We start from the raw sequence: 7,750 nt of genomic DNA, 5'->3' as shown, positions 1-7,750 counted from the left end.
GATTTTGAGAGCGTCCGGAACACCAGGACGTTCGGCTTCCCGCGGACGGCCGCGAGCGCAGAGGCGGGGGCGAAGTCGGCGTAGGCCTCGTCCACGACGACGACGCCGTTGGCGCGGTCCGCCAGATCGGCAATCACCTCGGGCCTCGTCCAGACGCCCGTCGGGGCGTTCGGGTTGCAGATGAAAAGGAGGCGGGCCTTGGCCTTGGCGAGCGCGTCGACGGGAAGGGAGAAATCGTCCGGGCTCGGAATCTCAATCGCGCGGGCGCCCTGGATTTCGGCGAGGACCGGGTAGAGCGAATAGGTCGGCGTCGGATAGGCGAGCGCATCCCCTTCGCCGACGAAGGCGGTGACGGCCAGGCGCAGGAGTTCGTCGCTGCCGTTCCCGCAGAGGACCTCCTCGCGCCGGACGCCCAAGGTGCGTGCGACAGCGTCGCGGACCTTGTTCGCCATCGGGTCGGGGTACTTCCGCAGGGCCGACCAATCGGTCCCGCGAAGGACCTCGAGGACCCGCGGGCTGGGCGGATAGGGGTTCTCGTTGGTGTTGAGTTTGACGACGCGCTCGTCGGGGCCCGGCTGTTCGCCGGGCGTGTAGGCGGCCATGGCGTCGATGTTGTTTCGGATGTACCCCAAAGCCTCATCCCTTCGGTCGCGCTGCAATCATTGCGCATTACAATGACGAATGACGAAATCCGAATGCCGAATCAAACGGCAATGACGAAACCCGAAGCCCAAACAGCGCACCGCGCGCGAAGGCGCGCTTCGGGATTCGTCATTGTCGTTTCGCCATTCATTCGTCATTCGGGTTTCGGACTTCGCCATTCCTCTCGAGGCGTTTACGGACGCTCTTGCTGTGGGCCGAGAGGCCTTCGACGCCGGCCAGGCGTTCGATGTCCGGTGCGTCGGCGGCCAGGGCTTTCGCGTCGTACTCGATGACGCTGATGGACCGGAGGAACGCGTTGGCCGTCAGGCCGCTCGCCCACCGCGCGGTTCCGCCCGTCGGGAGGGTGTGGCTGGGCCCGGCGACGTAATCGCCGACGGCGACGGGCGTGTGGCGTCCGAGGAAAATGGCGCCGGCGTTGCGGATGCCGCGAAGCACGGCCTCGGGGTCCTTCGTGAGAATCTGAAGGTGCTCGGGGGCGAGGTCGTTGATGACGCGCGCGCCCTCGTCCAGGTCCGCGACGAGGACGACGGCGGAGTAGCGCTGGAGGTCCTCGCGCGTGGCCCGCGCCCGCTCGAGGCCGGCGACCTGGCGCTCGAGTTCCTCGACGACGGCGTCGGCGAGCGCCTCGTCGGGCGTGACGAGGATGGCGGCGCCGGGGTCGTGCTCGGCCTGGCTGAGCATGTCGGCGGCGACGAGTTCGGCATCGGCGGAGGAATCGGCGAGGATGGCGACCTCGCTCGGGCCCGCAAACGAATCGATGTCCACCCGTCCATAGACGAGTTTCTTCGCCATCTGGACGTAGAGGTTCCCCGGGCCGGCGATCTTATCGACCGGCCGGACCGTCTGCGTCCCGAAGGCGAAGGCGGCGACGGCCTGCACGCCGCCGATCCGATACACCTCGGCGATGCCGCAGATGCGGCAGGCGGCGAGGACGGCCGGGTGGACGTCGCCGTCGGCCGAGGGCGGACAGGCGACGGCCACTTCGGGCACGCCCGCGGAGAGGGCCGGCACGGCCGCCATGAGGACCGTCGAGGGATAGAACGCTTTGCCGCCGGGGACGTAGATGCCGACGCGCGCGAGCGGCCGGTAAATGAGGCGGAGGCGGCGTCCTTTGCGCGCGAGGGCCTTGGGGCTGCGAAGGAGAATGTGCCGCTGGAACCGCCGGACCGATTCGCGGATGCGCGTCACGGTGTCCACGAACTCGGGGGGCATGGACTCGAAGGCCTCGCGGATCCGCGACTCCGGGACGCGGAGGTCCTCGGGCTTGAGCGCGACGCCGTCGAGCGTCTTCGTCCACTCGCAGACGGCCTCGTCGCCGCGGTCGCGGACGTCGTCGAGGATTCGGCGGACGGTGGCCTCGGTGTCGGCCAGGGCGGCGCCGGCGGCCACCATGCCGTGCTCGAGGCTCAAGGTCCGGCGGACGGTCTCGAGGGCGGCGCGTCCTTCGCGGGTTTTTGAATCAATTCGGCGTATCATGGCCAATCTCCCCCACAAGACGTGTTCGCAGACGTGATTATAAGCCTGGGACGGGGTGAATCAACTGGAAAGGGCCCGGCCCACGGAAAAGGGTCCTGACCTGCTTTGTTCACAAGGGCCTTTCGTTCTCCCTCTCCCCCCGGCGGGACGTTCCGCTTGATGGGAGAGGGAAGGGGTGAGGGTGAATGCCGTCGGGCGAGCCTCATTCCCCCTCACCCTACCCTCTCCCACGAGGGGAGAGGGGGAGAAGAAGCATGTTTTTAACAAAGCATCCTGACCCCTTTCTCAGCCGACCCAGCCGGGCTGGGCCTTGAGCACCTCGACCATGGCGACGAGGTTCTCGGGCGGGACGTCGGCCGGAACGCTGTGCGACGGGGAAAAGACGTAGCCCCCGTTGCGCCCGGCCAGGAGCAGACGGGCCGTCGCCTCGCGCACCTCGGCGGGCGTCCCGAACGGAAGCACCTTCTGGACGCTCATCCCGCCGTGGAACGCCAGGCGCCCGTGGTACCGCCGCTTGATGGCAAAGACGTCCATGACCTCGGGCTGGAACGGGTTGAAGACGTTTAAGCCTATCTCGGCGAGGTCGTCGAACAATTCCACGACGCATCCGCAGGAGTGCAGGAAGACGTACTTGCCCGCCTCTCGGACGGGGGCGAACATGCGGGCCAGCCGCGGCTTGAAGAAGTGCCGCCAGTGCTTCAGGCCCATAATCAGGCCCGTCTGCATGCCGTAGTCGTCGCCGAAATAAACCGCATCCAGGGGGAACTCGAGCGCTTTGCGGACCTGGACGAGGTTGTGCTCGACGATGGCGTCCAGGAGGTCCTCGACGAACTCGGGGCGTTCGACCATGTCCACGAGGAGGTCCGTCAGTCCCCGCATCGTCCACGCCCGCTCGTAGAGCGAAAACCCCAGTGTGTACCGCCGGAAGCAGTCGGGCTGCGCCTCCAGCGCGCCCGGGATGTGGGCGTAGAAGGCGTCGGCCCCGGCATCGGGCCAAACGTACTCCGCCAGGTCTTCCGGCCGGCGGATCGGCCAGGAGGAAGGCGTCCCGATGTCCTTGTCAATGCTGCGGTCCCACACGACGCCGTACGCGTCCCGATAGAGATTGTTTCCGATGGGCTCAAAGCGCCTGAAGGAAGCCTCCACATCCACGAAATGCGGGGCGAGGAAGTCTGAAAGGTCCTCGACGCCCAGGTGGAGCCGGAGGCGTTCGGCGGCGCGCTCGGTCGGGCCCCAGGCCCAGGGGACGTAGGGCGGCGGCCGGAACTCCAGGGCTTCGAGGATCACCTCGCGTTTGGTAAGCAACGTTGCCTCCTCGTTTGATGGCGGACGGCGGGGCTTCCGCACACCAGAGCGGGGCGCCGCCTACACGCATTCGCCGGTCGAGAAGTCGTAGCGCCAGTTCCAGTCGGCGGGGTCCCAGTCGAGGAGTTCTTCGGGCTTAAAGAACAGCGCGATCTCTTTGGCGGCCGTCTCGGGCGAATCGCTCGCGTGAGCGAGGTTGAAGCGGTTCGACACGCCGAAGTCGCCGCGGACGGTCCCCGGGTCGGCGTCCGGGCCGAAGGTCGCCCCGAGCATCTTGCGCACCGCCGCGACGGCCCCCTTCCCTTCCAGGCACGCGAGGACCGAAGGGCCGCTCGTCACGAAGCGCAGGAGCGGCTCGTAGAAAGGCTTGCCTTTGTGGGGGGCGTAGAGGCGTTCGGCGGCTGCGCGGTCGAGGCGGACCATCTTCAGGGCGACGAGCCGCAGGCCCTTCGCCTCGAAGCGGGCGAGGATTCGGCCGACGAGGGCCCTTTGCACGGCGTCAGGCTTGAGAATGACTAGAGTGCGTTCCACCGCTAACCTCCTCTGCCAAACCCGAATGACGAAACCCGAATGACGAATCAAATGGCAATGACGAATGACGAAACGCCGATCTGCCCCACGCGCGCGTCGGGATTCGTCATTGCCGTTTCGTCATTCATTCGTCATTCGGACTTCGTCATTCGTCATTCTCGTCGTCCTCAACCGATGCCTTCGAACAAGGCTGTCGAGAGGTACCGTTCGCCGCAACTCGGGATGATGACGACGATGAGTTTGCCGGCCATCTCCTCGCGTGCGGCGATCTTGTCGGCGGCGGCAAGGGCGGCCCCGCTCGAAATGCCGACCAGGAGCCCCTCTTCCCTGGCGGCCCGTCGGGCCCAGTCCAGCGCCTCTTCATTCTCGACGGTGACGACCTCGTCGATGAGTTCTCGCTTGAGGACGGCCGGGATGAACCCGGCGCCGATGCCCTGGATGGCGTGCGGGCCGGCCTTGCCGCCCGAGAGGACCGCGCTGGCGGCGGGCTCGACCGCGACGGCGCGGAACGAGGGTTTGCGCTTTTTCAGGACGTCGGCGACGCCGGTGATCGTTCCACCCGTCCCGACGCCGGCCACCAGGACATCCACGCGGCCTTGGGTGTCGCGCCAGATTTCCTCGGCGGTGGTTCGGCGATGGACCTCGGGGTTGGCGGGGTTCTCGAACTGGTTCGGCAGGAAGGCGTTTTTGTCTTCCTTGAGAATGGCTTTGGCGGCGTCGATGGCGCCGGGCATGCCCTTGTCGGCGGGGGTCAGGACGAGTTCGGCCCCGAGCATTTTGAGGAGTTTTCGCCGCTCGACGCTCATGCTCTCGGGCATGGTCAGCAGGAGGCGGTACCCTTTGATGGCGCAGACGAAGGCGAGCGCGATGCCCGTGTTGCCGCTCGTCGGCTCGACGATCGTGGTGTCGGGCCCGACGAGTCCGTCGCGTTCGGCGGCCTCGATCATCGCGAGGCCGATGCGGTCCTTGACGCTCGAGAGGGGGTTGAAGAACTCCAGTTTGGCGACCACGTGAGCCTTGGAGTGGATAATGCGGTTGACGCGGACGAGCGGCGTCGAGCCGATCGTCCCCGCCGCGTTGTCGAAAAGGCCTGCCACGCTTCGCCTCCTTGCGCAAGGGTCCTCGGGTAGAGGAAGAGCGCCTCCCGAACAGTCTAGAAAGCCCCCGGGCGCAAGTCAAGGCGAGGCCCCGCGCTGGCCGATAATAGGAACGGGACAAAGTCGTCCCAGACAGAGTTTTTCCAAGCGGACGCGGGCGAGCCGAGGAAGGGCGAAGACATGCTCAATAAACTTGAGGGTCTGGCGCGACACCTCTTGGACAATCGGCGGAGCCACCGGCGCAAACGCCGCAACTACAATGCCGTCATCCGGAACGAGAACGAGCAGATTGTTTTCCGGGGCCAGGTGAAGGACCTCTCTCGCGGCGGGGCGAAACTGGACGGCCTCCCTGTCAAGCGCGGCGTGTGTGAGGGCCAGCGCGTCCTGGCGTGTTTCCTGCTGTTCCCCGCGGACCCCGACGAGAAGGCCCAGTGGGCCACCTTCCCCGCCTGGGTGTGCCGCATCGAAGAAACCGAAAACTATTTCCAGGTGGCCGTCAAGTTCGAAACTCCCGTGGCCGGCTAATCGGTTAGATAAGTTTTACGCGGTGGGTTCGCCGCGGGGCTTCCAGCCTTCGCAGCCGAAGCGGCTGCTTCGGCGGAGTAGGCTGCCCCGCGTCCCGGCGCGCCGGGACCAGCGCCCGCCAAGGCGGGCGGCGAACCTTTTCTCTTCTCCCTCGGCCGGCGCGTCCCGCTTGATACGGACCCGCGGGTTCCGTACAATGGGTGAGCACGAATCGGCGAGGAGGCTCGGCGGCGATGTGGGACTACACGGAAAAAGTGAAAGACCACTTCCTGCATCCGCGCCACGTCGGGGAGATCGCGAAGCCGGACGTCGAGGCGACGGTGGGGAACATCACGTGCGGCGACGCGCTGCGGCTGATGCTCCGGCTCGACGCCGGGGGCCGCATCACCGACGCCAAGTTTCAGACCTTCGGATGCGCCAGCGCCATCGCCTCGAGCGACGCCCTCATCGACCTCATCAAGGGCAAGACCATTGACGAGGCGGCAAAGGTCACGAACGACGACATCGCCGACTACCTCGGCGGCCTGCCCGAAGAAAAGATGCACTGCTCCGTGATGGGCATGGAGGCGCTCCAGAAAGCGATCGCGAAATATCGCCATGAGCCGTTCGCACTCGAAGATGAGGGAGAGATCGTCTGCCGGTGCTTCGGTGTGACGGACAAACTCATCGAGAAGGTGGTGCGCGAGCACGGCCTGAAGACGGTCGAAGAGGTGACGCACTACACGAAGGCGGGCGGCGGGTGCCGGGGATGCCATCCCGAGATCGAGGCGATCATCGCGCGCGTCCGCGGTGAAAAGGCGCCCGCGGCCCCGAAGGAGCCGGCCGTCAAGCCCATGACCAACATCGAACGCATCCGCCGCGTCGAAGAAGTCATGGAGAAGGAAATCCGCCCGATGCTCCAGGCGGACGGCGGCGACATCGAACTGGTGGACGTGGACGGAAGGCGCGTCCAGGTGGCGTTCCGAGGCCACTGCGCCTGGTGCCGCGTACGAGACTTCACCCTCAAAGGCGCCGTCGAGGCCAAACTGCGGGAACTCGTGGACTCAAGGATAGTCGTCGAGGACGTGGGCGGTCGGCTGCCTCAGCCTTGACGCCATTATGTCGAAAACATGCTTTTTTCTCCCTCTCCCCCCGGAGGGTGGAGAGGGAGGTATTCAACAGAGCGCCTTGACGCGGGGAAACGCATCATGAGCAAGGTCATTTATCTCGATAACAACGCGACGACGGCCGTCGCCCAGGAAGTTCGCGAGGCTATGGAGCCGTTCCTCACCGAGTATTACGGCAACCCGTCGAGCATGCACACGTTCGGCGGCCAGGTGGCCCGGAACGTCGAAGAGGCCCGCGAGCAGGTGGCCGACCTGGTGGGCGCCCACCCGACGGAAATCATCTTCACCTCGTGCGGCACGGAGAGCGACAATACGGCCATCCGCAGCGCCCTGGCCGTGAGCGCCGGCCGGCGGCACCTCATCACGACGCGCGTCGAGCATCCGGCCGTGCGGAACCTCTGCCACGTCCTCGGCCAGGAGGGCTCCGTAGGCGGAGGGTACCGCCTGACGGAACTCCCCGTTGACAGCCAGGGGATGCTCAACATCGCCGACCTCGGCGACGCGCTCGACGACGACACCGCCCTCGTGACCGTCATGTGGGCGAACAACGAGACGGGCGTCCTCTTTCCCGTCGAGGACGTCGGCGCCCTCTGCCGGTCGCGCGGCATCCTCTTTCACACGGACGCCGTCCAGGCCGTTGGCAAGGTGCCCATGAACCTCGCCGACCTGCCGGTGGACATGCTCAGCCTCTCGGGCCACAAGTTGCACGCCCCGAAAGGAATCGGGGCGCTGTACGTGCGGCGCGGGACGCGCTTCAGCCCGTTCATGCTGGGCGGGCACCAGGAACGCAACCGCCGGGGCGGCACCGAGCCGGTGCCCCTCATCGTCGCGCTCGGGAAGGCGGCGGAACTCGCCAAGGCGCGCCTCAAGGACGAACAGACTCGCGTGCGCGCCCTCAGGGATCGTCTGGAGAAGGGACTCCTCGCGAAGTGCCCCGGGGCGATGCTCAACGGCCACCCGACCGCACGCCTCCCGAACACCACCAACATCAGTTTCGAATACGTCGAGGGCGAGGCGATCCTCTTGCTCCTGGATCAGTACGACATC

The 7,750-nt window shown here is 66.4% G+C and carries 8 protein-coding genes; 3 read left to right on the top strand and 5 right to left on the bottom strand.

What is annotated here, in order from left to right:
* The 5 genes from NTX40_08015 to cysK form a co-directional block, all read right to left on the bottom strand.
* On the bottom strand, window positions 1–632 hold a 632-nt coding region (locus NTX40_08015), incomplete at its 3' end, for a histidinol-phosphate transaminase (protein MCX5649026.1).
* Between the two features lie 157 nt (window positions 633–789).
* The gene (gene hisD / locus NTX40_08010; protein MCX5649025.1) at window positions 790–2,139 is read right to left on the bottom strand and encodes a histidinol dehydrogenase; all 1,350 of its coding nucleotides are present in this window, start codon (window positions 2,137–2,139) and stop codon (window positions 790–792) included.
* A 285-nt stretch (window positions 2,140–2,424) separates the two neighbouring features.
* The gene (locus tag NTX40_08005; GenBank protein ID MCX5649024.1) at window positions 2,425–3,444 is read right to left on the bottom strand and encodes a uroporphyrinogen-III decarboxylase-like protein; all 1,020 of its coding nucleotides are present in this window, start codon (window positions 3,442–3,444) and stop codon (window positions 2,425–2,427) included.
* Window positions 3,445–3,504: 60 nt separating this feature from the next.
* Entirely contained in the window at window positions 3,505–3,975 is a 471-nt protein-coding gene (ndk, locus tag NTX40_08000) for a nucleoside-diphosphate kinase (protein ID MCX5649023.1), read from the bottom strand.
* 167 nt (window positions 3,976–4,142) lie between these two features.
* On the bottom strand, window positions 4,143–5,072 hold the full coding sequence (gene cysK / locus NTX40_07995) for a cysteine synthase A (GenBank protein ID MCX5649022.1): 930 nt from the start codon (window positions 5,070–5,072) through the stop codon (window positions 4,143–4,145).
* 180 nt (window positions 5,073–5,252) lie between these two features.
* Between cysK and NTX40_07990 the strand changes: the two genes are divergently transcribed.
* From NTX40_07990 to NTX40_07980, 3 genes are all read left to right on the top strand, one after another.
* Complete coding sequence (locus NTX40_07990) at window positions 5,253–5,597, top strand: PilZ domain-containing protein (GenBank protein MCX5649021.1); 345 nt, start codon at window positions 5,253–5,255, stop codon at window positions 5,595–5,597.
* A 233-nt stretch (window positions 5,598–5,830) separates the two neighbouring features.
* On the top strand, window positions 5,831–6,688 hold the full coding sequence (nifU, locus tag NTX40_07985) for a Fe-S cluster assembly protein NifU (GenBank protein MCX5649020.1): 858 nt from the start codon (window positions 5,831–5,833) through the stop codon (window positions 6,686–6,688).
* A gap of 96 nt (window positions 6,689–6,784) precedes the next feature.
* The coding region (locus NTX40_07980; protein ID MCX5649019.1) for an aminotransferase class V-fold PLP-dependent enzyme at window positions 6,785–7,750 on the top strand (966 nt) is incomplete at its 3' end.

Source organism: Planctomycetota bacterium (genome assembly GCA_026387035.1).
In the GTDB taxonomy this organism is placed as follows: Bacteria; Planctomycetota; Phycisphaerae; order FEN-1346; family FEN-1346; genus JAPLMM01.
Note: the sequence above shows the minus strand (reverse complement) of the source record. Positions and strands in the feature narration are given on the sequence as shown.